Origin of the sequence: Streptomyces sp. SD31 (genome assembly GCF_052068475.1) — a bacterium.
Lineage (GTDB): Bacteria > Actinomycetota > Actinomycetes > Streptomycetales > Streptomycetaceae > Streptomyces.
Genome location: NZ_JBQHCX010000001.1, coordinates 1 through 25,410 on the forward strand (window position 1 = coordinate 1; position 25,410 = coordinate 25,410).

Here is a 25,410-nt window from a genome sequence, read left to right on the forward strand (position 1 = left end):
GCTGTTGAGTTCTCAAGGAACGGACGCTTCCTTTGTACTCACCCTCTCGGGCTTTCCTCCGGGCGCTTCCCTTCGGTCTTGCGTTTCCGACTCTATCAGATCCTTTTCCGATCCGATTTCCTCGGTGCTTTCCAGGTTCTCGCTTTCGCGTTTCCTTTCCGGCGGTTCTGACTCTATCAGATCCTTTCGGATCCGATTCCCGGTCAGCGGGGCTTGTCTTCGCGGCTGTTGGGCCGTTCCGACGTCTCAAACCTTAGCGGATCCTCTCGGCAGTTCCTAATCGAGCTGCCGAACCCAAATCGAATTGAATTCGGGCACGCCGAATTCAACCCCGTTGGGAGGTCGTGCTTGTGGTTTGGGTTGCCGCTCTCGCGGCGGAAGGTGCTGTCGCAGAACCGTTACGGCTCCGCGGCAACCCGAAGAACTCTACGGATCGGGCAGGGGGCTGTCAAGCGTTCCCTGTCAAGATCTTTTGCCGCCGGTGGCGGCCGCGCATCAGTCCAGGTCGCTGAGGCGTCCGCCGGCGTCCGGCTGGGCGTGTTCCACCCTGCGGAGCAGGCGGGTGAGGACCTCGCCGAGGGCGGTGCGTTCATCCGCGGAGAGGTCCTGGAGGAGGTCCTCCTCGAAGACGGAGGCCAGACGCATCGCCTCGAGCCACTTCTCTCGGCCTTCCGCGGTCAGCTCCACGATCACGCGGACGCGGTTGGACTCGTCGCGCTCCCTGGTGACCAGGCCCTCGGTGACCATGCGGTCGATTCGGTGGGTCATGGCGGCCGGGGTGAGGCCGAGGCGCTTGGCGATGTCGCTGGGGCCCATGCGGTAGGGGGCGCCGGAGAGGACGAGGGCCTTCAGGACCTCCCACTCGGCGTTGCTGATGCCGAGGGCGGCGGTCTGGCGGCCGTAGGCGACATTCATGCGGCGGTTCAGGCGGGACAGCGCGGAGACGATCTTCTCGACCTGGGGGTCGAGGTCCTGGAACTCCCGCTGGTAGGCGGCGATCTGTTCTTCGAGTGTCGGTTCGCTGATGTCCGGGGTGTCGCCCATGGGCCGAGTATCGCACGGGCTTGCTTGGCGTTGAAGTCCTTCGATGTGTACTGTTTAGCTTCGAAGTTTAGCTTTGAAGTCTTCAGGTCTACATATGAGAGAGGTGAACGTGACCAGGGCGATGGGCGCAGCGATGCGCCGGATCCACGTGGGCAACGCACTCAGCGCGTTCGGGCTCGGTTTCACCGTCCCCTACCTGTACGTCTATGTGGCGCAGGTGCGGGGGCTGGGTTCCATGACGGCGGGGCTCGTCCTCGCCGTCTTCGCCGTGGCCGCGCTGGTCGTGCTGCCGTTCGCCGGGCGGGCGATCGTCAGGCGTGGCCCGCTGCCGGTGCTGCTCGCCGCTCTGGTCACTGCCGCGTTCGGGTCGCTGAGCCTGGGGCTCGCGGGGAGCGCGGCGGCCGTACTGCTGTCGGCGGCCGCGCTGGGGGCGGGGCAGGCCGTGATGCAGCCGGCGCTCGCGACGATGATCGTGGACTGCTCCTCTGCGGAGACTCGGTCGCGGGCGTTCGCCACGCAGTTCTTTCTGCAGAACCTGGGGCTGGGGGTTGGCGGGCTGATCGGTGGGCACCTCGTCGATGCGTCGAGTGTCTCGTCGTTCACGCTGTTGTTCGCTGTCGAGGCGGCGATGTTCCTGGTGCTCGTCGTGGTGATGTCGACGGTGCGGCTGCCGCGTGCGCCGCGGATCGAGGAGGCGCCGGGAGCCCGGTCGGCGAAGGGGAGCTGGAAGCAGCTGCTCGGGAATCGGGCGATGGTGCAGCTGTGTGTGCTGGGTTTCGTGCTGTTCTTCGCTTGCTACGGGCAGTTCGAGTCTGGGCTGAGTGCGTACGGGGTCGAGGCGGCCGGGGTTTCCACTTCGGCGCTGGGGACGGCGTTGGCGGCTAACACCGCGATGATCGTGGTGGCTCAGTTCGCCGTGCTGAAGTTCGTCGAGCGGCGGAGGCGGTCGCGGGTGATCGCGGCTGTGGGGCTGATCTGGGCTGTGGCTTGGGTTGCGGCGGGGTATGCGGGGCTTGGGCACGGCAGTCAGGAGATGGCTACGGCTGCCTTCATCTCTACGTATGCGCTGTTCGGGCTGGGGGAGGCGATGTTGTCGCCGACTGTTGCTCCGTTGGTGGCGGACTTGGCGCCTGAGGGGATGGCTGGGCAGTACAACTCTGCGTTTGCCCTGGTGAAGCAGCTGGCGTTGGCGGTGGGGCCGGCGGTGGGTGGGCCTATGGGGGCGTCGCTGCATGGGCCGTATGTCGTGACGTTTCTGGTGTTCTCGTTGGGGATCACGTATCTCGCGGTGCGGCTCGGGCGTCAGCTCAGTGCCGTGCAGGATCAGCCGTGGTTGGGGAAGAGTCGGGTGGTGGCGCAGGGGGCTGCGGCGGCTGCGGGGTCGGCTCCCGCGCGCGCCTGAGTTTTCTCGCCCCCGCCGCCCCTACCCGTCCCACCCTCCAGGGGCTGCCGCCCCTTCGACCCCGCCCTCCTGGGGACCTGCGGCCCCCAGACCCCCGCTTCGGCCCTGAACGGGCCTCGTCCTCAAACGCCGGACGGGCTGAAGGATGCCGGCCGGCGCTGGGAAGCGGCCGTCGCTGCCACGAGGCGGGCCTTCAGGTCAGGGTCTTGGAGGGTCGGCGGGCTGTTTCGGTAGGGCGAACTCGCACCACACTGCCTTTCCGCCGCCGGGTGTTCTCCGTGAGCCCCAGGCGGAGGCGACTGTGGCGACGATGGCGATGCCTCGGCCTGATTCGTCGCCCGGTTCGGCGCGGCGGCGGCGTGGGAGGTGGTCGTCGCCGTCGGTGACCTCGATGATCAGGCGGCGGTCGGTGCGGCGCAGGCGTAGGCGCATGGGTGGGGTGCCGTGTTGGAGGGAGTTGGCGACGAGTTCGCTGGCTGCGAGGACGCCCAGGTCGTGGAGGTCGGTCGGGAAGCGCCAGCTCGTGAGGACGCCGGAGGCGAAGGCACGCGCGCGTGGGGCCGCTTCGATGCCGCCGAGGAGTTCCAGGGCCGCGTTGCGGAAGAGGTCGCTGTCGGGGCCCGTGCGGGCCGGGTGCTGGAGGACCAGGACTGCTACGTCGTCGTCGTGGTCCGCCGTCACGCCTGCTGTGCGGACCAGGCGGTCGCAGACGACCTGGGGGGTGCCGGTCGCGCCGGCCAGGGCGCGTTCCAGGGAGGCGATTCCCTCGTCCAGGTCCTCGTCCCTGCGTTCCACCAGGCCGTCGGTGTAGAGGACCGCCGTGGAGCCGGGGCCCAGGGCGATCGAGCCGGAGGTGTGCATCCAGCCGCCTGTGCCGAGGGGCGGGCCGGTGGGTTCGTCGGCGCGTTGGACCGCGCCGCTCTCGTCGCGGACCAGGATCGGAAGGTGGCCGGCGGAGGCGTACACCAGGCGGCCCTCGTTCGGGTCGTGGACGGCGTAGACGCAGGTGGCGATCTGGTTGGCGTCGATTTCCGTCGCCAGGCCGTCCAGTAGCTGCAACACCTCGTGTGGGGGGAGGTCCAGTCGGGCGTATGCCCTCACCGCCGTGCGGAGTTGGCCCATTACTGCTGCTGCTCGTACGCCTCTGCCCATGACGTCGCCGATCACCAGGGCCGTGCGGCCGCCGCCGAGGGTGATCACGTCGTACCAGTCGCCGCCGACCGCGGCCTCCGTGCCGCCGGGGTGGTAGGTGGCGGCGATGCGGAGGTCGTCCGGTTCTTCGAGCTCCTGGGGGAGGAGGGAGCGTTGGAGGGTGACGGCCGTTTCGCGTTGGCGGCGTTCGCTGGCGCGCAGGCGCTCGGCGGCCTCCGCGTGGTCGGTGACGTCCGTGGCGAAGACGAGGACGCCGCCGTGGCCCTCCGTCACGGGGGTGCAGGTGAAGGTGTAGGAGCGGCCGTCGGGGGCCTTGCGGGACTTCAGGGTGCGGGGCTTGCCGCTGCGCAGGACCTGGTCGAGGAGGGGGAGCAGGCCCAGTTCGGCCAGTTCGGGGAGGGCCTCGCGGGCCGGTTCGCCCGGGGGGCGCAGGCCGAAGGCCGCCACGTAGGCGTCGTTGACGTAGGCCAGGCGGTGGTCGGAGCCGTGGACCAGGGCGACCAGGGCCGGGACTCGGTCCAGGACCTCGCGGACCGGCAGTTCGTCCACTGCGGGAATCGGCTTGGCCTCGTCGGTGAGTTGTTCGGCGCGGGCCGCGGGGACGGCGCCCGGGCTCTCTCCCCGGCGGTCCTGGGTGACCGCCGCCGCGGGTTCGGTCCGCGCTGCGGCGCGGCGCTGCGTTCCGGGGAGCCGGGCGCTCCAGCGCGTGAAGTTCACGAATCCTTGCCTCGTGTCGTCGTCTGCGGCCAGCTCCGGACCCGGCCTGGGGTCTGAGGGGCATCAGCACCCCGGGATTGCAGCACTGTGGGGAGAGCCTCGTGGTCGGGATCGGTTCGGGGATCAGTCTGGCAGTGCGGCCGACCTGGCCGACACCCGTCAGACGCCTGCCTCGTCGGTGGAGTTCCTGGGTCCGGTCAGGACGACCCCTTCGGGTCGCCTTCCGGGTTGTGAGGAGCCTTTCCACCGGCCGCGAGTTCGAACTCCGCTCGGGGATGTTCGAGCGAACCGAGGGAGACGACCTCCCTCTTGAAGAGTCCCGACAGGGTCCACTCGGCCAGGACGCGGGCCTTTCGGTTGAAGGTCGGCACCCTGCTGAGGTGGTAGACGCGGTGCATGAACCAGGCAGGGTAGCCCTTCAGCTTGCGTCCGTAGACGTGGGCGACGCCCTGGTGGAAACCGAGGGAGGCGACCGACCCCGCGTACTTGTGGGCGTACGTCTCCAGGGGCTCGCCGCGCAGGGTGTGGGCGATGTTGTCGCCCAGCACCTTGGCCTGGCGCAGGGCGTGCTGGGCGTTCGGGGCGCACTCCTTGCCGGGAGCGGCGGCGCTGACGTCGGGGACGGAGGCGGCGTCTCCCGCGGCCCACGCGTGCGTGGTGCCCTCGACGGTCAGCTCCGGAGTGCACTTCAGCCGACCGCGCTCATTGAGTGGCAGGTCGGTCGCGGCGAGGATCGGGTGCGGCTTGACGCCGGCCGTCCAGACGACCGTACGGGTCGGGAAGCGGGCGCCGTCGCTGAGGACGGCGACGCGGTCCACGCAGGATTCCAGGCGGGTGTGCAGGCGTACGTCGATGTTGCGGCGGCGCAGTTCGGTGACGGTGTAGCGGCCCATGTCCTCGCCGACCTCGGGCAGGATGCGGTCCGAGGCCTCGACGAGGATCCACTTCATGTCCTCGGGGCGGACGTTGTGGTAGTAGCGCGTGGCGTAGCGGGCCATGTCCTCGAGTTCGCCGAGCGCTTCCACGCCCGCGTAGCCGCCGCCGACGAAGACGAAGGTGAGGGCCGCGTCGCGGATCGCCGGGTCGCGGGTGGAGGAGGCGATGTCCATCTGCTCGATGACGTGGTTGCGCAGGCCGATGGCCTCTTCGACGGTCTTGAAGCCGATGCCGTGGTCGGCGAGGCCGGGGATGGGGAGGGTGCGCGAGATGGAACCGGGGGCGAGGACCAGTTCGTCGTAGGAGAGCTGTTCGCTGCCCGTGCCCTCCTCCTCGGAGGCCAGGGTGGAGAGGGTCGCGGTGCGCCGCGCGTGGTCGATGGCGGTGGCCTCGCCGATGATGATCCGGCACCGGGGCAGGACGCGGCGCAGCGGCACGACCACGTGGCGCGGGGAGATGGAGCCCGCGGCCGCCTCGGGGAGGAAAGGCTGATACGTCATGTACGGGTCGGGCGTGACGACCGTGATCTCGGCTTCGCCCCTCCCCAGTTCCTGTTTCAGCCTCTGCTGGAGGCGCAGGGCCGTGTACATCCCGACGTAGCCGCCGCCGACAACGAGAATGCGCGCACGTTCCTTCACCATCCCATGACGCACCCGGCGCTTGCGTTTGTCCACAGGCCCGGCAATTTGTGTGACCGGAGATCGGCAGCGCCGCGATTTGGCCGAATTGCCGGAGTGCAAGGAGCTTCCGCAGGTCAACGGGTGTGCGCCGGGGGATCACGGGGGGTGAAATCTGGACGTAAACGACCCGTACTCCGATCGAGGGGCGCTCCGTGCGGAACCTGCCCCTTCTGAATTGACCCTCGCTCAACTATGTTCGTGTGTCGACGGGGTGTAGGGGGATGCGCTCTTCGGGTCCGCGAGTCACACAGGGCGGGCTCGTGGTCCGGGCTTGTTCCGCGACGCTCCGGCTTTGCAATGACGGGGAGTGTCTCCGGGGGGAGACGTCATTACCGGGGGATCGCTTATGCATGTTCAGGATTCTCGTTGGTCTTCCGCGTCCGCCATCGCATCAGGCGGCGGAGCGGTGGGCGGCACGATGAGCGCGGCGGCGGGCAGTGTGCGCGGGGACAGCTCGCGTACGGCGCCGCTGCGCGTGGACGCACAGCGCAATCTGGAGCACGTGCTGCGTGCGGCGCGCGAGGTCTTCGGCGAGCTGGGGTACGGCGCGCCGATGGAGGATGTGGCGCGCCGCGCGCGGGTCGGCGTCGGGACGGTGTACCGGCGCTTCCCGAGCAAGGACGTCCTGGTGCGGCGGATAGCCGAGGAGGAGACCTCCCGGCTGACCGACCAGGCACGTGCGGCGCTCGGTCAGGAGGACGAGCCGTGGTCGGCGCTCTCGCGCTTCCTGCGTACGTCGGTGGCCTCGGGCGCCGGGCGGCTGCTGCCGCCGCAGGTGCTGCGGGTCGGGGTCGCCGAGGACGGCAGCGTGCTCGAGGAGGCCCGGGTGCCGCAGCAGCGGACGCAGCCGGGCGCGGGTGAGCTGCGGTTGGTGCCGGAGCACCCTGCGGCGGTGCCGCCGAGCGCGGTGGACGACGCCGGGGCGGCGGCACTGCTCGACGTGGTGGGCCAGCTCGTGGAGCGGGCGCGCGCGGCGGGCGAGTTGCGGGCCGACGTGTCGGTGTCGGACGTCCTGCTGGTGATCGCGACGGCGGCACCCTCGCTGCCGGATGCGGCGCAGCAGGCGGCGGCCTCGGCGCGGTTGCTGGACATCCTGTTGGAGGGGTTGCGGTCGCGGCCTCAGGCGTGAGCCGGCCGAAGCGGCGGCGGTTGCTTCGAAGGGGTGACCAGGAGGCGGGGTGCTGCGCTGTCCTCGCCTCGAACACCATCGTGGAACATGCCGCACATTTCGGTCCTCGCGCTCAACTCCCGTATGGCCGACGCCGTTTGAGCCCTCTCTGAATGGGTGAGGGGCTAGTACGGCGGTGCGGGAAGTGCCCACGGACGAGTGGATGGTCCGTACGGGTGGGTCCTGACCGAAAGCCAATATGGCACCCTGACCCGGTGTCCGGGACAGGTAGAGCTGGCGGCGGGGGCATTCCGCGATGAGTGTTGACGGTCAGGACGAGTCACTCGGCGACGGTGACTCGGCGACTCCGCAAGTGCCGAGTCAGGGCGGGCGGGCGGACCTGCCGCCGGGTGGCATGCCCGCGGGAGGCCGCCCCCAGGGGCGCGCGGAGGGCAGCGTCCCGGCTCAGCGCGACCGGCGCGAGGACAGCACGCTGCCAGCGCCGCGCGAGCTGCCGCCGTCGGACGCCGACCTGATCGGGCGGATGCGCTCCGGCGACGACACCGCCTACGAGGAGCTGTACCGGCGCCACGCGGGAGCGGTGCGCCGGTACGCCCGCACCTGCTGCCGTGACTCCCACACCGCGGACGACCTCACGGCCGAGGTCTTCGCCCGCATGCTCCAGGCGGTACGCGGCGGCTCCGGCCCCGAGCACGCCGTACGCGCGTATCTGCTCACCTCGATCCGGCGGGCCGCCGCGGACTGGACGAGATCGGCGCGGCGGGAGCAATTGGTCGACGACTTCGCGGTGTTCGCCGCGCAGTCCGCGCGCGTGTCCGAGGTGTCCGACGACACTGCGTCCTTCGGCTCCTTCGGAGCGGGTCTCGACCTCGGCGCGGACGTACGGGCGTTGCACGAGGCCGAGCAGTCCCTGGCCATGCGGGCCTTCCGGTCGTTGCCGGAGCGCTGGCAGGCGGTGCTGTGGCACACCGAGGTCGAGGACGAGTCGCCGAGCGAGGTCGCCACGCTCTTCGGGCTCGACGCCAACGGCACGCGCGTGCTCGCCAGCCGCGCCCGCGAAGGGCTCAAGCAGGCCTACCTCCAGGCACACGTCAGCGCGAGCCTCGCCGGCGACGAGGAGTGCGCCCGCTACGCCGACCGACTCGGTGCCTACGCCCGCGGCAGCCTGCGCACCCGTGCCGAACGCGGTCTGCGCAAGCACCTGGACGAGTGCGCCAAGTGCCGGCTGGCAGCGGGCCAGATCAAGGAAGTCGCCAGCGGTATCCCCGCCGTCGTGCCGGTGGCGGTCATCGGCTGGTTCGGCGCCGCCGGGTACGCCAAGGCGGCCGGGCTCATCGCCGGCGGTGCCGGGGCGGGTGCGGCCGGGGCGGCGGGGGCTGCCGCCGCGGCGGGCGGCGGTTCGGCGAGCGGTGCCGCGGGTGGGGCCGGGGCGGCGGGCGGCAGTTCCGGCGGGGCGAGCAGCGGGGGCGGCGCGGCCGCTTCCGAGGGGCTCGGCGCGCCGTTGAAGGCCGGTATCGCGGCCGGTGTGGTCGCCGTGGGCGTGGCGGCGGCGATCGTGCTCGCGCTGGCCGGCAACGACCAACCGGCCGACAAGACGGACGCCAAGCAACCCCCGGTTCCCTCCCCCATCGTCGAGGAGACGCCGACACCCGAGCCGTCGAGGAAGGAGCCGGCCCCGGAGCCGCCGGCACAAGAGCCGCCGGCGATCGTCCCGGCCGCGGCGCCGAAGCCCGACCCGACTCCGACTCCGACTCCGACGCCGTCGCCCACGCCCAGTCCGACGCCCAAGCCTTCCCCGACTCCGACCCCTGCCCCCACCCCGACGCCCACGCCGACACCGACTCCGCCGCCTCCGCCGCCTCCGCCCGCCCCGGCCGTCTACCAGTGGAGCGAGCTGTCGTACGACCTCGCCGGGGACGGCACCGAGCCCGAGATGCGGCTCGGCGAGAGCAGCTGGGTGTGGCAGCGGTACGGCGTGTCGATCGCCGACAAGCGGTACACGCACGGCGTCACCGTGCACGGCCGGTCCTCCGTCACCATCGACCTCAACCGGGAGTGCTCCGCCTACGACGCGATGGTCGGCGTCGATGACACCAACCTGGGGCTCGGCGAGTTCTCCTTCTCGGTCTACGCCGACGGCGTCCGGCTGTGGCGGTCCGCAGTACTCAAGGGCGGGGACGCGGCGGTGCCGGTCCATGTGAACCTCACCGGGCGCCGGACCGTACGGCTGGTGGTCGAGCCGCACAGCACCTTCGACACCCTGCTGCTGGCGGACTGGGCGGAGTCGAAGTTCAGCTGCGGGTAGGGCCGCAGAGGTCGCGCACGGCCCCGGCGAGGTCGCGCAGGACGTCGTCCCGGGTCAGGGCGGTGCCTCGGGTGTGCTCGTCGGTGAACCGCTCGGCGCCCAGTGCGGTGCGGGCGGCGGCCTCGGCCCGTTCGGCGTGCGCGCGCTCCGGCAGCGGGCGTGGATGGCCGTGGCGCCAGTGCTCCGAGGCGGCGAGCAGGCGGACCGCGCACGGGTGGTCGCCGAGGCGGGTCAGCAGGTCCGCCGCGGCGTCCGTGAGGGTCGCCGTGATCACGTCGGCACACCGGTTCTCCACGGCCACGCGCAGTGTGTCGGCCAGGAGGGGCAGTCCGTGCTCCGGGCCGGACTCGGCCGTCACGACGAGGGCATCGACCGCGTTCAGCATCGCGATGAACTGGGGCGGTGGCGTGCCGCGAGCCATCTCCGCGCGGGCCCCCTCGCACAACTCACGTGCGCGGGCGGTCTCCTTGTCGTCCAGCGCGATCTGGGCCCGCAGCAGCAGGACGAACGCCCGCGAGTCCGCGACGCCGTAACGGTCCGCCGCCGCGCTCGCCTCGTCCAGCGCGGCCCGCGCGGCCGTACGGTCGCCCGAGCGGTAGGCGATCTCGGCGAGCCGGGCGACGAGGAACGGGGTCTCGGCGTACGCGCCCACCTCGTGGGCGAGCCGCAGCGCCTCCTCGTACTCGCCCTTGGCCTCCTCGAAGCGGCTGCGCGACATGGCCGTCTCGCCGGCCGCGCTGCACACCTGGGCCCACATCCAGCGGTCGCCGACGCGGCGGCTGAGGACCCGCAACTCCGCGAGGTCGTCGTCGATGCCCTCCAGGTCGCCGGGTGAGTCGACAACCATGTGCGTACGGAACATCAGCGAGACGCCGATCTCCCAGTCGCCGCCGTGGGCCCGGCAGTTGGCGACCGCGACGTCCATGGCGGCCCGGATGTCCCGCGAATCGCTCAGAAAGAAGGCGATCAACGGCCAGACGAGCCCCGGCAGCCGCGCCGACTGCGGGCCTCCCCGCTCGAAGAAGTCCCGTATACGGATCATGTAGCGCCGCATCCGCTCGTCCAGCAGCGCGTCGAGCGGTTCGGTCTCGGACTTGAGGAAGAGGTGGAGCAGGCGGAGGTTCATTCGGGGGAGGTGCAGCGGGTGGTGCAGTGGGTGGTGGGTCTCCTCATCGGGGGCGGCGAGGAAGGCGTCGATCGGGTCGACGGCGGCGATCCGGGAATCGAGGGCAGCGGCCCGGAAGTCGAAGGAGGTGGCCGGGGGATCGTAGGAGGTGGCCTGGGGGTCGCAGGAGGCCGTCGGCGCGTCGGTGCCCACGGTGTCCAGGGCCGCCCCCAATCGCAGGGTCCGGTCGATCCAGGCCGTGCCCTCTTGGCGGTAGTTGCGCAGCCACCAGAACCAGCCCATGGCGAGGGCGATGGATGTGGCATCCGGTTCGTCGCCCGCCGTGAGGGCGCGGTCGAGGGCCGCCCTGATGTTGTCCAGCTCCGTCTCCAGGCGGGAGATCCACGGGAGTTGGTCGGCGGAACGCAGCAGTGGTTCGGCCTGCTCGACGAGCGCGCGCACCCATGCGCGGTGCCTGCGCCCGGCCGCGAGACACAGCTCGGGAACCTCGGCGGCGCGCTCGACGGCGTACTCGTGGATGGTCTCCAGCAGGCGGTACCGCATGCCGTCGGAGCCGTCCCGCTCGCACGGGGTGGCCACGATCAGGGACTTGTCGACCAGCGCGCCCATGAGGTCCGCGACCGGCCCGGTGCACACGGCCTCCGCCGCCGCGAGGTCCCAGCCGCCCGCGAAGACGGACACCTCGCGCAGGACCGTGCGCTCCCGTTCGTCGAGCAGTTCCCAGGACCAGTCGACGACGGCGCGCAGGGTCTGCTGGCGGGGCAGGACCGTACGGCTTCCGGAGGTGAGGAGGCGGAAGCGGTCGTCGAGGCGGTCGGCGATCTGCCGGGGGGTGAGCAGCCGTAGCCGGGCCGCCGCCAGCTCGATGGCGAGCGGCAGGCCGTCGAGGCGGCGGCAGATCTCGGCGACGGCCTCCTGGTCGCGCTCGTCGCGCAGCACGGCGTCGGCGTCGGGGCGGACGGCCGCCGCGCGCTCCGCGAAGAGGCGGTGTGCCTGGTCGGGGAGCAGGGGCTCGACCGGGCGTACCGACTCGCCGGGGACGCCGAGGGGTTCACGGCTGGTGGCGAGGATCGTGAGCCCTGGGCAGTGGGTGAGCAGGGTTTCGGCGAGGGTGGCGGCCGCGTCGATGACATGTTCGCAGTTGTCAAGGATCAGGAGTCGGCTGCGCGGGGCGCAGTACTCGATCAGCAGGGCGACCGGGTCGTCCTGCGGGGCCGTCAGCTCGTTGGTCATGAGCACGGTCTTGCGCAGACCGAGTGCGCTGACCACCGCGCCCGGCACCGCCTCCGGCTGATCGAGCGGGGCGAGCTCGACCAGCCATGCCTGAGGGAGCTCGGCGGCGGCTTCCTCTGCGAGGCGGGTCTTTCCAGAGCCGCCCGGTCCGGTGAGCGTGACCAGTCGGGCCCTGTGCAATTCGGAACGGATGGCGTCGAGTTCGAGTTCCCGGCCCACGAAAGAGGTAAGGCGGGGACGTAGGTTGCCGGTGCGTTCGGGAGGTTGGGGGGTCGGCGGGCTCGGGGGGCTTGGAGGGCTTGGCGGGGTGGGCTGCCAGGGCTGCGGTTGCGGCTGGGGTTCCGTCTCCGAGGGCCGCTGTGCCAGCAACTCCATATGCAGGGCGCGGAGTTCGGGGCCGGGGTCGGTGCCGAGGCCTTCGGCGAGGGCTTGGCGGGCGGTTTCGTACACCGTGAGGGCGTCGGCGGCTCGGCCCGTGTCGCGCAGGGCGTGGATGAGGAGGGCGTGCAGTGGTTCGTCGTACGGGTGCGCCTCGGTCAGTTCTCTCAGTTCCGGTATGGCGTCCTTGGCGCGGCCGAGTCGCAGGTCTGCCTCGATGCGGGCCCGGGTCGCCTCCAGGCGCAGGGCCTCCGGGCGGGTCGCGGCGGCGGTGCGGGCGGGGAGGTCGGCCAGGGCGGGGCCGCGCCACAGGGCGAGGGCGGTGGTGAGGTCGTGGGCGGCGGTGGCGGGGGCGCCGCTGTGGAGGGCGGAGGTGCCCTGGCGTACGAGGCGTTCGAAGACGTAGAGGTCTACGTCGTTCTTCGTTGCCGTGAGGCGGTAGCCGCCGGGGGCGGAGGTGATGGCGTCCTTGCCGAGTGTGCGGCGCAGGCGGCCGATCAGGGCCTGGAGGGCGGCGGGGGCGTCCTGGGGTGGGTCGTCGGGCCAGATCTCGTCGATCAGGGTGTCGGGGGTGGTGAGGTGGCCGGGGCGTAGGGCCAGGGCCGTGAGCAGGGCGCGCAGGCGGGGGCCGGCGATGGGTACGACGGTGCCCTGGTCGTCCTCTGCCTGGGTGATGCCCAGGATTCTGTACCGCACCTGGTCATTGTGGCGGGGGTGGCTGTGGGTGGCACGGGTTTTGGTGGCCGGGAGGGTCGGTTCGGCCGGGGGCGGGTCGGGGGTTCGTGGTTGGGGTGGTCGTTCGGGTGCGGGCCGGGAGGGTTCTCGCCCCCGCCGCCCCTACCCGTCCCATCCTGAAGGGGCTCCGCCCCTTCGACCCCGCTGGGGCTGCCGCCCCAGACCCCGCTTCGGCCCTGAACGGGCCTCGTCCTCAAACGCCGGACTGGCTGAAATGCCCGGGCCGGACTCAAGAGGCCAAGCTCTTACGGGCTGGTGGAGGCTAGGGACGGAGCAGCCTCGGCCTCACACACCGCACCGACCGAGTGATGCGGGCCGGGGTCCAGAAGGGCCCCTACCCCCGCCCCGCCGCCCCCAGCGCCCCCTGCTGCGGCCTGATCCCCGCCGGTACCGCCCGCTGTCGGGCCGGGGTGCCCGTCCAGCAGGTGCCTCGGCGGGCCAGTAGACGGCGTAGCCACAGTTCCAGGGAGACCAGGTCGGCCAGGCCGTCGAGGGGGAGGGGTTCGCCCTCGGCTGCTGCCCGGAGGGCCTTGCGGACCACGCGGGCCTCCACCAAGCCCGCTTGGGCGAGGAGCGGGGTGCCGAAGAGGGCCATCAAGGAGTCCGCGGCCACCCTCAGGCCCGTTCGGGCCGCGACCGCCGTCGGCGCGTGTGACGGGGCGCCCCAGCCCGGTGGGAGGTCGGCGACTCCGGCGCCCTCCAGGACCGTACGGAGGATCGCGGCGCGGGCGCCGGGCTGGACGCGCAGGGCTTCGGGGAGGGCTCGGCAGGCGCGGACGACCTGGTTGTCGAGGAACGGGGCGTGGAGGCGCTGGAAGCGGATCTCGGCGGCTTGTTCCAGGACTCGTAGGTCCGACGCGTGGCGGGCCAGTGCCGCACGCGCGCGGTGGTCGCCGGGGCGTTGCCCGGGGCCCACGCCGTTGCGGCTCGTCGCCGCTTGCAGGCGAACCGATACTTCAGCCAGCGCCTCGCCGGTCAGCCAGCGGGCCGCCGGGCCCGGTCTGGCCCAGGTGAGCGCGGCGAGCGAGGCCCCTACGGCGCCTCCGGGTTCGTCGAACCGGCGGTGGAGGAGGCGGTCCGCCAGGGATTCCAGGCCCGTTCGGTAGGGGGTGCGGGACAGTTTGCGTGCCGCGCCGTACACGCGCGCGGGGACCAGGACCGAGCCGTCCGCCTTCGCCAGGGCCGCGACCGGGCGGACCAGATGGCGGCGTTTGCGGTCCATCAGGAGGTCCGCGAGCCGGGCGGGGTGAGCGTCCAGGACCTGGCGGGCGCCGTACCCCGTGAAGTGGTCCGCGCTGCCGGACGCCAGGCGCGCGCGGTGCCTCGCCGCCGTCACCAGGCTCGGGCCCGGCTCGTCCGTCAGCGGGCCGTCCAGGTCGGCGTACGGCAGGGTCTCCTCGCCGCCGGTGACGACTACGTGGTGCAGGCGGGGGTTGGCCGCCAAGGTGCCCGCGCGTTCCAGCTCCGCCTCGCGGCCCCCCACCGCCAAGTCGTTGAAGGTGACCGCCAGCAGCCGCTCCCCCGCGCCCGTGCCGTGGCCCAGTACCGTGCCCGGCATTCCCGGGAGGCCGGCGGCCAGGAGGGCGAGAGTTCCTGAGGCCGGGCCGCCGGACAGGTCCGCGCCGATGCCCGGTACCGGCATCCCGCGCGCGGCACGCCGTTCGGCGGGGCCCATGCCCGGGACCGGGCCCGGGTCTATGTCGGCGCCGGGGACATGACGAGGTGCGGACAGACGCGCGCGTACCGCCTCCACCAGGGCGTCCCGTACGGCATCCACCGCGCTGTCCGGGTCCGCCGTCGGCGCCGCCACCGCCAGCGAAGCGACCGGTTCGTACCCGGCGATCTCGCGTGCCCCGGCGCGCAGGATCAGCGCATGCCCCGGCGGAATGCGTCGTACGCCGTCGTACGGGGTGGAGTCGTGCAGGGCCGCCGGTACGTCAGGGGCGGCGAGCAGTGCGGCGAGGTGGCCGAAGTCGAGGTTGGCCTCGATGAGGTCGGCGAGCGGGAGCGCGGCCGTCGCGTACGCCGTGCCGCCCGCCCAGGGGGTGTAGAACACGGGCCGTGCGCCGGCCAGATCGCCGCACACGGTGACCCGGCGGCCGACCTGGACGACGGCCGTGTAGCTGCCGGACCACGCCGTCAGATGCCGAAGTGCCCCTCCGCGCGCGGCGAACAGGCCGACCCGCAGTTGCTCGTCGCTCGCCCCGCAGGTGCCGAGGACCGCGATCCGGGTCTGCTCGTCGGCCTTGACCACGCGCACCTCGTCCGGGCGCCAGTCGCCGACCGCCCACAGCGGATCCGGGTCACCCCACAGGAGTTGGGACCCCACCGGGTGCACGGTCTCGCCGTCGCTCCCGGTGGCCCCCGCGGAGCCGATCGCGGCGGCCACCGCGGCGGTGCTGCTCCATCCCACCAACCACCGCATCGACGCCTCCACAGGCTGTGGACAACCAGTGCACCGCACGAACCGGTTCACCATGCTGCCATGAAGGAGGCGGGGTGGAGGGGCGGCGGAGCCGCTCGGGATCCCGGAGTTGCGCCCACGCGGGGGCCCTCGCGCGATCCGAACACCCGCACGGGGCAAGGGGATCGCTCGACGTCTGCGACGCGAATGCGCCCCCGGTACGCTCCCCAAAAACGCCCCCTGCGCCCTCAAGTTCCGTGGTGGGAGCGGTAATTACCGGGAAGAAGCAGGGTCGATTTTCGGCCAAATCGGCGCTGCAGGGACAGGCTCACGCACGCTCCGTGCAAGTCCTGCGCACTACTCGCCGTACTCGGCGTGCGCGCAGTCCGGGGAACGCCGCACGCCCCCCGGACCGTTCCGCCACCCGCGGGGATGTAGGCGGCGGAATCCCCCAGCCCACTGGATCCAGTACAGCGGGCCGACCCACGCAGGAGCCATGGAACCGCTCCCCCGGTGGCTGGAGAAGAGCGCACGGACAGGCGCACAGCCACACAACGGGAGCACGCCACAACTGTGCGTAGGGGGTGTGCACTTGAGTGCGGACCACAATCCCGCCATCCGGAAGAATGCCCCTTAACGCTTGGGATGCGGCGAACTACGCTGGGTTTACGAATGCCGCGTGGTTATGCCAGCGCGGCAGCCGTCTGTGTCGAGGGGTGGCGCATGTCCAGGGAGCAACGCGGGCCGAACGAAAAACTCGGCGCCGTTCTCGCCCTCGCGGGAATCAGCAACGCAGGACTCGCCCGACGCGTCAACGATCTTGGCGCTCAGCGGGGCCTGACTCTTCGCTACGACAAGACGTCGGTGGCGCGCTGGGTGTCGAAAGGCATGGTGCCGCAGGGCGCCGCGCCGCACCTCATCGCGGCCGCCATCGGCCAGAAGCTGGGCCGTCCGGTGCCGCTCCACGAGATCGGCCTGGCGGACGCGGACCCCGCACCCGAAGTGGGCCTCGCCTTCCCCCGGGACGTCGGACAGGCGGTGAAGTCGGCGACGGAGCTGTACCGTCTCGACCTCGCCGGCCGCCGCGCCGGCTCGGGAGGCATCTGGCAGTCGCTGGCCGGATCGTTCGCAGTAAGCGCATACGCAACGCCTGCCTCACGGTGGCTGATAACCCCGGCCGACAGCTCGGTGGCGCGCGAGGTGAACTCCGCGGAGGACTCCGGCGCACCGCTCAAAGTCGGCCACAGCGATGTGCAGAAGCTGCGCGAGGCCGCCGAGGACGCCAGGCGCTGGGACTCCAAGTACGGAGGCGGCGACTGGCGTTCGTCCATGGTGCCCGAGTGCTTACGGGTGGAGGCGGCACCGCTGCTGCTCGGCTCGTACTCCGACGAGGTGGGCCGGGCCCTGTTCGGGGCGAGTGCCGAGCTCACACGTCTCGCCGGGTGGATGGCCTTCGACACCGGGCAGCAGGAGGCCGCCCAGCGGTACTACATCCAGGCACTGCGCCTCGCGCGCGCGGCCGCCGACGTGCCCCTGGGCGGGTACGTCCTGGCGTCGATGTCGCTCCAGGCGACCTACCGGGGCTTCGGCGACGAGGGCGTCGACCTCGCCCAGGCCGCCCTGGAACGCAACCGGGGGCTCGCCACGGCCCGCACCATGAGCTTCTTCCGGCTCGTCGAGGCACGCGCGCACGCGCGCGCCGGTGACGCGCAGGCGGCCGGCGCGGCGCTGAAGGCGGCGGAGGGGTGGCTGGAGCGGTCCCGGGAGGGGGACAACGATCCCTCCTGGCTCGGGTTCTACTCCTACGACCGGTTCGCCGCGGACGCCGCCGAGTGCTACCGGGACCTGAAGGCGCCGCGGCAGGTGCGGCGGTTCACGGAGCAGGCGCTGTCGAAGCCGACGGAGGAGTTCGTACGGTCGCACGGACTGCGGCTCGTCGTTTCGGCGGTGGCCGAGCTCGAGTCGGGCAATCTCGATGCGGCGTGCGAGCAGGGGGTGCGGGCGGTGGAGGTCGCGGGGCGCATATCGTCGGCTCGCACCACGGAGTACGTGAAGGATCTCCTGCACCGTTTGGAGCCGTACGGGGACGAGCCGCGGGTCGTGGAGCTGCGGGAGCGGGCACGACCGTTGTTGATGGCCCCCGCCTGAGCCGGAACAGGGACAAGAACCGGAACAGGGACAAGAAGAGGAACGGAGGGCCCCGTCCCTCCTGCGTTTGAACGCGTTGTCAGTGGCGCAGTGCACTATCGGATGCAGGAGGTGGTGCAGGTGCGGCCGGGGATCGTCTACGACTGTGACGTGCTCGTGATCGGTGGGGGGATCGTCGGGCTGTCCACCGCGTATGCGATCACGCGGGCCGCACCCGGCACGCGGGTGACCGTGCTGGAGAAGGAGCCGGGTCCCGCCCGGCATCAGACGGGGCGCAACAGCGGGGTCATCCACAGCGGGATCTACTACCGACCGGGGTCGCTGAAGGCGCGGTACGCGGTGCGGGGCGCCGCCGAGATGGTCAAGTTCTGCGCGGAATACGGCATCGCGCACGCCGTCACCGGCAAGCTGATCGTCGCGACCGAGCGGGAGGAGCTGCCGCGGCTGCACGCCCTGGTGCAGCGCGGGCGGGAGAACGGGATTCCGGTCCGGGAGCTGGGCGCCGCGCAGATCGCGGAGTACGAGCCCGAGGTGCGGGGGCTCGCCGCGATACACGTCGGGACGACGGGCGTGTGCGACTTCGTCGGGGTCGCCCGGCAGCTGGCCGAGGCGTCGGGGGCGGAGATCCGGTACGGCGCGCAGGTCGAGCGCGTCGACCGGCGGGCCGAGCTGGGGGTCGCCGTACGGACCACGCGCGGGGACGTGGTGCGGGGGCGGGTGCTGGTGAACTGTGCCGGGCTGTACTGCGACGAGGTGGCCCGGATGACGGGGGACGAGCCGGAGGTGCGGATCGTGCCGTTCCGGGGGGAGTACTACTCGCTGGCGCGGCCCGAGCTGGTGCGGGGGCTGGTGTATCCGGTGCCGGATCCGGCGTTCCCGTTCCTCGGAGTGCACCTCACCCGCGGGATCGATGGGGATGTGCACATCGGGCCCAACGCGGTGCCGGCGCTGGCCCGGGAGGGCTACAGCTGGGGCGTGGTACGGCCGCGGGAGGCCGGGGCGACGGTGGCGTGGCCCGGGGTGTGGCGGATGGCGCGGCGGCACTGGCGGTACGGGGCCGGGGAGCTGCGGCGGTCGGTGTCCAAGGGTGCGTTCGGCGTGGCGGTGCGCAGGCTGTTGCCGGCGGTGACGGCGGATGATCTGGTGCCCGCGGCGGCCGGGGTGCGGGCGCAGGCGGTGTTGCGGGACGGAACGCTGGTGGACGACTTCCTGATCCGGGAGGGGCCGAGGGCGGTGCATGTGCTGAACGCGCCGAGCCCTGCGGCGACGGCTTCGCTGCCGATCGGGCGGGAGGTGGCGCGCAGAGCGTTGGCGGTGCTCGGGGAGGCTTGAGCGGCCGAGGGGGGCGCGAGGGTGCCGGCCGTGACGGTCGCGGCCCGGAGGGTGGTCGTGCGGAGCACGTAAAATCGACCCCACTGTGTCTGACTCCCTCAACGCCCCCGACGTCTCCCGGCCCGGTACCCCCGGTCAGCCCGGCATTCCCGGCATTCCCGGCGAGGACCACTCCGGCCACGTCCCCGGTGTCTCGGTTCGGCACACCCGGGCCAAGGGTGAGCCCCGGTTCCCGGACGGGCCCAGGCCCGACCCCGCCGGGTCGCACTTCGAGCGGCGGATCCGGAGCTTCCAGCCGCGGCGGAGCCGGGTGACCGCGGGGCAGGCGGACGCCTTGCAGCGGCTGTGGCCCAAGTGGGGGCTCGACATCGACGGCCGGGGCGTCGTGGACCTCGCCGAGCTGTTCGGGAACGACAACCCCGTCGTGCTGGAGATCGGCTTCGGGATGGGGGAGGCCACGGCCCAGATGGCCGCCGCCGACCCCGGCACCAACATCCTCGCCGTCGACGTCCACACCCCCGGGCAGGGCAACCTGCTCAATCTGGCCGACCAGAACGGGCTGTCCAACATCCGGGTCGGCAACGGGGACGCCATCATCCTGCTGCGCGAGATGCTCCCGCCCGACTCGCTCGACGGGCTGCGCGTCTACTTCCCCGACCCCTGGCCCAAGAAGCGGCACCACAAGCGGCGGCTCATCCAGCCCGAGTTCCTCGGCCTCGCCGCGACCCGGCTGAAGCCCGGTGCCCTCGTGCACTGCGCCACCGACTGGGAGCCGTACGCCGAACAGATGCTCGAAGTGCTGACCGCGCACCCCGCCTTCGAGAACACCCAGGACGACGGCGGTTTCGCGCCCCGTCCCCCGTTCCGGCCGCTGACCCGTTTCGAGGGGCAGGGACTGGACAAGGGTCATGTGGTGAACGACCTGCTCTTCCGGCGCGTACAGCGGTAGGAGCAGCGGAAGAACGTCCGGCGGACGACCGGATGGGACGAACATCCGGTGGACGACCGGGTGGGAAGAGCATCCGGTGGACGACCGGGCGGGAAGAGCATCCGGCCGACGACCGGACGAACAGCACCGACAAGAGCATTTACAGCAGAGCACCGAAGAAACCCCCACCGGCGCCAGAGCCCCTCGCGCTGCTGCGGGCGGCGCCCCTGCCTCGTTAGGGTCAATGCCGTGGCCACCTGTCCCCCGTACCCGACGCCCCCCACCGGCCCCACCAGCGGCGCACGGCGGCACGCGCACTGGTGGCAGAAGCGGTGGGTGCGTTATGGCGCGCTCAGCACGCTGCTCGCGCTCTCCGGGCTGGTCATCCTCGCCCTGGTACGTGAGCAGACCGGCACCGAAGGGTTCCTGGTCGGGCTCGGACTCGCCATCCTGCCCGTGCCGCTGCTCGTCGCCTCCTTCCGGTGGCTGGACCGGGTCGAGCCGGGGCCCTGGCGCAATCTGCTGTTCTCGTTCGCCTGGGGCGCCTGCGCGGCGGCGCTGATAGCGATCGTCGCCAACAGTTTCGCGACCAGATGGATAGCGACCGCGACGGCCGACCCGTCGCACGCGGACACCCTCGGCGCGACGGTCATAGCGCCCGTCGTGGAGGAGACCGCGAAGGCCGCCGCCGTCCTGCTCGTCTTCCTCTTCCGCCGACGGGACTTCACCGGGATAGTCGACGGCGTGGTGATAGCGGGGGTCACCGCCACCGGCTTCGCCTTCACCGAGAACATCCTCTACCTCGGCACCGCCTTCGGTACCGACCAGCTCTCCGGCGACAGCGGTATCGCCTCCGTGACCGCGGCGACCTTCTTCGTCCGGGTGATCATGTCGCCCTTCGCGCACCCCCTCTTCACGGTCCTCACCGGCATCGGCTTCGGCATCGCCGCCCTGTCGGGCGAGCGGCAGCATGCGCGGCGCGTCCTCCTTCCCCTCTCCGGGCTGCTGCTCGCCATGGGCATGCACGCGCTGTGGAACGGCTCGTCGGCCTTCGGGGAGTTCGGGTTCTTCGCCGTGTACGCGGCCTTCATGGTGCCCGCGTTCGGGCTGCTGACGTGGCTGGTGATCTGGACCCGGCAGCGTGAGCTGCGGACCGTGCGCGAGGAGCTGCCCGCCTATGTCGTCGCCGGGTGGCTGACGCCGGGCGAGCCCTTCGTGCTCGGCTCGATGCGGGCCAGGCGGATGGCACGGCAGTATGCGCGGCGCCGTGGGGGGCGGGCTGCGGCTCGGGGGGTGGCGCAGTACGAGGCGTACGCCACGTCGTTGGCCTTCCTGCGGCATCGGGGGCGGCGCGGGCGGGCCGGGGCCGACTTCGCCGTACGGGAACGGGAGTTGCTGCACGAGTTGTGGCGGCGTCGGGAGCTGGCGCGGCCGGCGCTTGAGCATGCGGGGGCCGCGCAGGCTTGGTCGGCGTACGGGTATGGGGCGCCGGTGCCGGTTTACTGGCCGTCGTATGGGCAGCCGTACGGGCCCAGGTACGGGACGGCGCCGTATCCCGCGTACAACCCGTATCGGACGTGAGCGTCGGGGGGCGGAGTGGTTGGCTCGCCCCCGCCGCCCTTACCCGTCCCATCCTGAAGGCGCTCCGCCCCTTCAACCCGCCAGGGGGCTGCCGCCCCCTGGGCCGGCGCCGGGGAGTGATCCTCAGTGCTCAGGCCGAGGCCTCCGTCAGCTTCCCCAGTTCCTCGTCCGTCAGCCTCAGTTCCGCCACCCCCAGCAGCGCCGGCAGCTGTTCGAGTGTCCGGGCCGAGGCGATCGGGGCGGCTACCGTCGGCTGGGTCGCCAGCCAGGCCAGGGCCACCGTGGCCACCGGGGCCTCATGGGCCTGGGCGACCTCGTCGAGCGCGGCCAGCACCCGTCGGCCACGCTCTGTCTCCAGGTACTTGCCGGCGCCCTGGGCGCGCGGGCTCTGTACCGCCGTGTCGGCGCGGTACTTGCCCGTGAGGAAGCCGGACGCGAGGGCGTAGTACGGGACCGCCGCGAGGCCCTCCCGTTCGGCGAGGTTCTGGAGCTCGCCCTCGTAGGTGTCGCGGGAGACCAGGTTGTAGTGGGGCTGGAGGGCGACGTAGCGGGCCAGGCCCTCGCGGTCGGAGAAGGCGAGGGAGGCCGCCAGCCGTTCCGCCGAGATGTTGGACGCGGCGATGTGCCGGACCTTGCCGGCCTTCACCAGGTCGTCCAGGGCGCCGATGATCTCCTCGACCGGCACTTCCGGCTTGTCGAAGTGGGTGTAGTAGAGGTCGATGTGGTCGGTGCCGAGGCGGCGCAGGGAGGCGTCCGCGGCCGCCTTGATGTTGGCCGCGGTCAGGCCCTGGAAGTCGGGGTGCTGGCTGACCTTCGTGGCGATCACGACGTCGTCCCGGTTGCCGCGCGCCTTCAGCCAGCTGCCGATGATGGTCTCGGACTCGCCGCCCACGTTGCCCTCGACCCACGCCGAGTACGAGTCGGCCGTGTCGATGAAGTTGCCGCCCGCCGCCGCGTAGGCGTCGAGGACGGCGAAGGACTGGGTCTCGTCGGCGGTCCAGCCGAAGACGTTGCCGCCGAGGGAGAGCGGGAAGACCTCTAGGTCGGAGGAGCCGAGCTTGCGCAGGGAAGCAGTCATGCTCCATATCAACGCCCTTGGCGGAGGGCGCTCTTCCACGCCCGCCGCAAAGTTCCCGTAAACAAGCGGACCCCGGCGCTCCGGAAACCGGCAGCCCTGACGTCGGGGGTTGCCGTCAGGACCGCCGGGGATCAGACGTGGGGGAACCTCAGGGCGTGAGCCCCTTGCCGCGCAGCCACACCAGCGGGTCGATGCCGCTCGTGCTGCCGTCGGGGTGCACCTCCAGGTGCAGGTGCGCACCGGTCACGTTGCCCGTGGCGCCCACGCGTCCGATGACGTCGCCCGTGTTGACCTTCTGGCCGACGCTCACGCTGATCGAGGACTGGTGCGCGTACCAGAGCTCGGTGCCGTCGTCGAGGGTGAGCACCGTCTTGTAGCCGTACGACCCGTCCCAGCCGGCGAAGGTGATCGTGCCGGAGTGAACCGCCTTGATCAGCGTGCCGGTGGGGGCGGCGAAGTCGAGGCCCGTGTGGTAGCCGGAGGACCAGTAGGCGCCGGCCTGACCGAAGGTCGAGGTGATGGTGTACGAGGAGGTCGGCAGCGTGAACTGCTTGGCCAGCTCGGCGAGGCGCTCGGCCTCGGCCTTCTTGCGGGCCTCCTCCTCGGCCTTGGCCTTCGCGGCGGCGGCCTTGGCCTCGGCTTCCTTCTCCGCCTTGGCGGCCGCGGCGGCGGCCTCCTTCTCGGCGGCGGCGACGGCGGCCGCGGCGGCCTTGTCGTCGATCTGGTCCTGCTGCAGCTCGGCCTGCGCGATGATCCGGCTGCGCAGCGCCTCGCCGGCGTCGGTGGTGCCCTGCGCGGTCTCCTCGGTCGCCGTGCCCATGGTGCTGAGGGCGGTGGCCGTGTCCTCGGCGGGCTCGGCGGAGTCGTCGGAGATCAGCGGCAGGTCCGGCATGGTGATGGCGACCGGCGGCTTGCCGCTGTTCGCGCTGGCCATGCCGCCCGCGCCGACGGCGGCTATGACACCGACGCCGAGAACCGTGGAGCTGCGGGCGAGTCCCCCGCCGCGCTGCTTGGAGACGCGATGCCTGCCGCGTACGGGACGAATGGATTCCGCAGTGGGGTTCCACTCCTCCAACGGGCCCTCGTCGGTGCGGTAGCGGTCGTAGCCGAAGCTGTCGGTACCGCGTTGGCTCGGCACGAACGGGGCTTGCTGGGCAGGCCTGTTGGACGCCACGTGGGCGTGCTCCTTTCCTTCCTTCTCGCCTACCGGGTTAGCTGACGGGTTCGGAGCAGGAAGGTCTCCTACGCGCGTATACCGGCCGTGAGTTCACGGCGGCATCCATGCGATTCACCCCAAGGTGGTGGTTCCCCGGTTCCCTTGCGGGATTCGGCGCGTGCGCACGGAGCCGCCTCTTGTGACGGCTGGGACGACCGCGCTGCGTTATCGAACGTTAATAGACGCGGGGTGCGGATTCCAAGCTGTTCCACTTGATCATTAACTAATTTCGCCCGGACTTACGGGTCATGAGCGGCCTAAATCGGGCGAGTTGGCCGGGACTCAGGAACCACACAGGTATTGACGGTATGTCAGTTGTTATGCGGAGGGCAGTCAGCCGATCACATCCGGTGACAACGATCAAGGCCGTCGTACGGCCATGAGAGCCAGGTCGTGCGCCATGCCGCCCCGCAGGACGCAGAGCAGCCGGACGGACCGGCGCGCGTACGAGATCCGCCGTTCATCCCACCTCACCAGGGCTGCTGCCGAAGTGGGGGGCGGGAAGCGAGTCGGAAAATCGTCGAGAAAACACTCAGGGCCGGAACCAATTGGTTCCGGCCCTGAGCTTTCAGTAGCGGGGACAGGATTTGAACCTGCGACCTCTGGGTTATGAGCCCAGCGAGCTACCGAGCTGCTCCACCCCGCGGCGATGACTCAATAGTACGCCATCCGCAGGACAGAAAGCACACGCCTTTACCGGCGCCACGGCAGCAGGTGACCATTCGGGGCTTTTGCCCGATTCTCGTACTCCGGCATGACCAGGACATCCACCCCCTCCCCCGCCAGCAGCCCGCTCCCGTCGGCGCCCACCACGAACGTGTCCGGCTCCCGCCAAGCCGTCACCACCCGCCGCACCCCCGCTTCCAGGATCAGCCGCGCGCAGGGCGCCGGCCGGGAGGCCCGCCGGGTGCACGGCTCCAGGCTGCTGTATACGGTCGCCGACGCCAGCCTCGGATCACCGGTCGCGATCTTCGCCAGCGCCGCCTCCTCCGCATGCACCACGGGATCGCCGCCCTCCCTGGAGTGCCCCCGCGCCAGCTCCGTGCCGTCGGCCGCCACGACCACCGCCCCGACGCTGAAGGCGGTCTTCGACGGCGGGCACTGCGCCGCCAGGTCACACGCCAGTGCCAGCCAGTGCCGATCCGCGGCGGAGGGAAGAGTGCCGACGCCGGGCGCCGTCGGCTCGTAGCGCATCAGGACGACGTCCTCGATCCGTCGCGCCTCCAGCAGCCGGAGCCGGCCGCCCTGATACCCACCCGGCCCGAACAGCCGCGGTGCGTCCGGGTCCCCGACGAACAGCGGCGCCAGCACCAGCTGCACCTCGTCCGCGAGGCCCTGTTGTAGCAGCTGCGTGTGGATCGTGCCGCCGCCCTCGACCATCAGCCGCTCGACGCCGCGCACCTCGCCCAGGTGCTCCAGCAGCCCCCGCCAGTCCAGGTCCGCGCCCAGTGCGACCACGTCCGCCGCGACCGGCGTCCGCCGCAGCCGCTCCGCGCCCTTCTCCGTCGTATAGACGATCTTCTCGCCGCCCGTGTGCCAGAAGTTCGCCGCCGGATCCAGTTCGCCGGACGCGCTGACCGTGACCTTCAGCGGATACGCCGGTTTGCCCGCCGCCACCCGCGCGGCCCGCCGCTCGGCCGAGTTCACCAGCAGCCGGGGATTGTCCGCCCGGATCGTGCCGGCACCGATGAGGATCGCGTCCACGGAGGCCCGTACCTCGTCGACGCGGTCGAAGTCGGCCGGGCTGGAGAGGAGCAGGCGCTCGGGGGTGGTGTCGTCGAGGTAGCCGTCCAGCGAGACCGCGGCGGACAGCAGGACGTAGGGGTACGACGGCATCGGCGCGCTCTCCGGCTCGGTCGGGGAAACTCGGGCTTGGTTCAAGTTTG

At 71.6% G+C, this 25,410-nt stretch carries 15 protein-coding genes, 1 tRNA gene and 1 riboswitch; of the genes, 7 read left to right on the top strand and 9 right to left on the bottom strand.

The genetic code is table 11. The features are described from left to right. Positions 1 to 495 precede the first annotated feature (495 nt). The gene (locus ACTMVF_RS00005) at positions 496 to 1,044 is read right to left on the bottom strand and encodes a MarR family winged helix-turn-helix transcriptional regulator (RefSeq protein WP_441268878.1); all 549 of its coding nucleotides are present in this window, start codon (positions 1,042 to 1,044) and stop codon (positions 496 to 498) included. A 133-nt stretch (positions 1,045 to 1,177) separates the two neighbouring features. Between ACTMVF_RS00005 and ACTMVF_RS00010 the strand changes: the two genes are divergently transcribed. Then, a complete protein-coding gene (locus ACTMVF_RS00010; protein ID WP_441269511.1) occupies positions 1,178 to 2,446 on the top strand; it encodes an MFS transporter in 1,269 nt (422 codons plus the stop codon). A 198-nt stretch (positions 2,447 to 2,644) separates the two neighbouring features. On the opposite strand, the gene ACTMVF_RS00015 is transcribed toward ACTMVF_RS00010, so the two are convergent. Next, complete coding sequence (locus ACTMVF_RS00015; RefSeq protein ID WP_441268879.1) at positions 2,645 to 4,315, bottom strand: ATP-binding SpoIIE family protein phosphatase; 1,671 nt, start codon at positions 4,313 to 4,315, stop codon at positions 2,645 to 2,647. Between the two features lie 197 nt (positions 4,316 to 4,512). Next, positions 4,513 to 5,892: an NAD(P)/FAD-dependent oxidoreductase gene (locus ACTMVF_RS00020; RefSeq protein WP_441268880.1), complete on the bottom strand. Its 1,380-nt coding sequence runs from the start codon at positions 5,890 to 5,892 to the stop codon at positions 4,513 to 4,515. Between the two features lie 385 nt (positions 5,893 to 6,277). Here ACTMVF_RS00020 and ACTMVF_RS00025 point away from each other — a divergent pair, with 385 nt between their 5' ends. Beyond that, positions 6,278 to 7,060: a TetR/AcrR family transcriptional regulator gene (locus tag ACTMVF_RS00025; RefSeq protein WP_441268881.1), complete on the top strand. Its 783-nt coding sequence runs from the start codon at positions 6,278 to 6,280 to the stop codon at positions 7,058 to 7,060. Positions 7,061 to 7,355: 295 nt separating this feature from the next. Continuing rightward, on the top strand, positions 7,356 to 9,365 hold the full coding sequence (locus ACTMVF_RS00030) for a sigma-70 family RNA polymerase sigma factor (RefSeq protein WP_441268882.1): 2,010 nt from the start codon (positions 7,356 to 7,358) through the stop codon (positions 9,363 to 9,365). Here the strand turns inward: ACTMVF_RS00030 and ACTMVF_RS00035 are convergent. Beyond that, positions 9,352 to 12,798 (bottom strand): BTAD domain-containing putative transcriptional regulator, encoded by a 3,447-nt coding sequence (locus ACTMVF_RS00035; RefSeq protein WP_441268883.1) that lies wholly within the window; start codon positions 12,796 to 12,798, stop codon positions 9,352 to 9,354. The genes ACTMVF_RS00030 and ACTMVF_RS00035 overlap by 14 nt on opposite strands. 373 nt (positions 12,799 to 13,171) lie before the next feature. After that, complete coding sequence (locus tag ACTMVF_RS00040; protein ID WP_441268884.1) at positions 13,172 to 15,262, bottom strand: asparagine synthase-related protein; 2,091 nt, start codon at positions 15,260 to 15,262, stop codon at positions 13,172 to 13,174. A 702-nt stretch (positions 15,263 to 15,964) separates the two neighbouring features. On the opposite strand from ACTMVF_RS00040, the gene ACTMVF_RS00045 reads away from it, so the two are divergent. The 4 genes from ACTMVF_RS00045 (at position 15,965) to ACTMVF_RS00060 (ending at position 21,230) form a co-directional block, all read left to right on the top strand. Beyond that, positions 15,965 to 17,389: a hypothetical protein gene (locus ACTMVF_RS00045; protein ID WP_062702981.1), complete on the top strand. Its 1,425-nt coding sequence runs from the start codon at positions 15,965 to 15,967 to the stop codon at positions 17,387 to 17,389. A 102-nt stretch (positions 17,390 to 17,491) separates the two neighbouring features. Next, positions 17,492 to 18,721: an L-2-hydroxyglutarate oxidase gene (gene lhgO / locus ACTMVF_RS00050; RefSeq protein WP_302003700.1), complete on the top strand. Its 1,230-nt coding sequence runs from the start codon at positions 17,492 to 17,494 to the stop codon at positions 18,719 to 18,721. Positions 18,722 to 18,806: 85 nt separating this feature from the next. After that, on the top strand, positions 18,807 to 19,670 hold the full coding sequence (gene trmB, locus ACTMVF_RS00055; protein ID WP_441268885.1) for a tRNA (guanosine(46)-N7)-methyltransferase TrmB: 864 nt from the start codon (positions 18,807 to 18,809) through the stop codon (positions 19,668 to 19,670). A 228-nt stretch (positions 19,671 to 19,898) separates the two neighbouring features. Further along, positions 19,899 to 21,230, top strand: a complete 1,332-nt coding sequence (locus ACTMVF_RS00060; RefSeq protein WP_441268886.1) for a PrsW family intramembrane metalloprotease — start codon at positions 19,899 to 19,901, stop codon at positions 21,228 to 21,230. Positions 21,231 to 21,360: 130 nt separating this feature from the next. Here ACTMVF_RS00060 and ACTMVF_RS00065 read toward each other — a convergent pair whose 3' ends face one another. From ACTMVF_RS00065 to ACTMVF_RS00080, 4 genes are all read right to left on the bottom strand, one after another. Continuing rightward, the gene (locus ACTMVF_RS00065) at positions 21,361 to 22,308 is read right to left on the bottom strand and encodes an aldo/keto reductase (RefSeq protein WP_441268887.1); all 948 of its coding nucleotides are present in this window, start codon (positions 22,306 to 22,308) and stop codon (positions 21,361 to 21,363) included. Between the two features lie 148 nt (positions 22,309 to 22,456). Beyond that, a complete protein-coding gene (locus ACTMVF_RS00070) occupies positions 22,457 to 23,482 on the bottom strand; it encodes a M23 family metallopeptidase (RefSeq protein WP_441268888.1) in 1,026 nt (341 codons plus the stop codon). 11 nt (positions 23,483 to 23,493) lie between these two features. After that, positions 23,494 to 23,651, bottom strand: a riboswitch (cyclic di-AMP (ydaO/yuaA leader). Between the two features lie 445 nt (positions 23,652 to 24,096). Beyond that, a tRNA-Met gene (locus tag ACTMVF_RS00075) sits at positions 24,097 to 24,170 on the bottom strand. A 47-nt stretch (positions 24,171 to 24,217) separates the two neighbouring features. Continuing rightward, positions 24,218 to 25,360: a dihydrofolate reductase family protein gene (locus tag ACTMVF_RS00080; protein ID WP_441268889.1), complete on the bottom strand. Its 1,143-nt coding sequence runs from the start codon at positions 25,358 to 25,360 to the stop codon at positions 24,218 to 24,220. Positions 25,361 to 25,410 lie beyond the last annotated feature (50 nt).

Excerpts from the sequence above, each read along its gene's own strand:
- ACTMVF_RS00020 (WP_441268880.1), bottom strand. The coding sequence starts at position 5,892 with ATGGTGAAGGAACGTGCGCGCATTCTCGTTGTCGGCGGCGGCTACGTC.
- ACTMVF_RS00005 (WP_441268878.1), bottom strand. The coding sequence starts at position 1,044 with ATGGGCGACACCCCGGACATCAGCGAACCGACACTCGAAGAACAGATC.
- ACTMVF_RS00030 (WP_441268882.1), top strand. The coding sequence starts at position 7,356 with ATGAGTGTTGACGGTCAGGACGAGTCACTCGGCGACGGTGACTCGGCG.
- ACTMVF_RS00065 (WP_441268887.1), bottom strand. The coding sequence starts at position 22,308 with ATGACTGCTTCCCTGCGCAAGCTCGGCTCCTCCGACCTAGAGGTCTTC.
- ACTMVF_RS00045 (WP_062702981.1), top strand. The coding sequence starts at position 15,965 with ATGTCCAGGGAGCAACGCGGGCCGAACGAAAAACTCGGCGCCGTTCTC.
- ACTMVF_RS00025 (WP_441268881.1), top strand. The coding sequence starts at position 6,278 with ATGCATGTTCAGGATTCTCGTTGGTCTTCCGCGTCCGCCATCGCATCA.
- lhgO (WP_302003700.1), top strand. The coding sequence starts at position 17,492 with ATGCAGGAGGTGGTGCAGGTGCGGCCGGGGATCGTCTACGACTGTGAC.
- ACTMVF_RS00010 (WP_441269511.1), top strand. The coding sequence starts at position 1,178 with ATGCGCCGGATCCACGTGGGCAACGCACTCAGCGCGTTCGGGCTCGGT.
- ACTMVF_RS00080 (WP_441268889.1), bottom strand. The coding sequence starts at position 25,360 with ATGCCGTCGTACCCCTACGTCCTGCTGTCCGCCGCGGTCTCGCTGGAC.
- ACTMVF_RS00040 (WP_441268884.1), bottom strand. The coding sequence starts at position 15,262 with ATGCGGTGGTTGGTGGGATGGAGCAGCACCGCCGCGGTGGCCGCCGCG.